1 protein-coding gene is annotated in these 359 nt (G+C 68.8%); it reads left to right on the top strand.

What is annotated here, in order from left to right:
* The coding region (locus AC3A4T_RS24545; protein WP_487677762.1) for a hypothetical protein at positions 1-359 on the top strand (359 nt) is incomplete at both ends.

Genomic DNA, 359 nt, shown 5'->3' with positions numbered 1-359 from the left:
GGTGCGACGATCACCTACACCTTGTCGACCACGATCAGCACCGCGGCGCTGACGGACGTCTACACCCTGACCGACACCATCAGCGGCGATCAGACGTTCGGCAGCGTGACCAGCGCCGGCAGCTACACCTGCACGGGTGCGTTGTCCTGCACCCTGCCGGCCGGCACCCTGCCGGGCACCTACACGCTGAGCTACACGACCACCGTCGACGCCGATGCGGCCGGCACGGTCGGTAACAGCGTGACCGGCATCGGCGGTGGCGATCCGGATCCGGAGTGCACGAACTGCGCGACGACCCACACGGTCGCCGCGCCGGTGATCAGCAGCAGCAAGTCGTCGGATCCGGCGACCGGCACCAC

Source organism: Lysobacter sp. Soil_N_51 (assembly GCF_057655755.1).
Note: the sequence above shows the minus strand (reverse complement) of the source record. Positions and strands in the feature narration are given on the sequence as shown.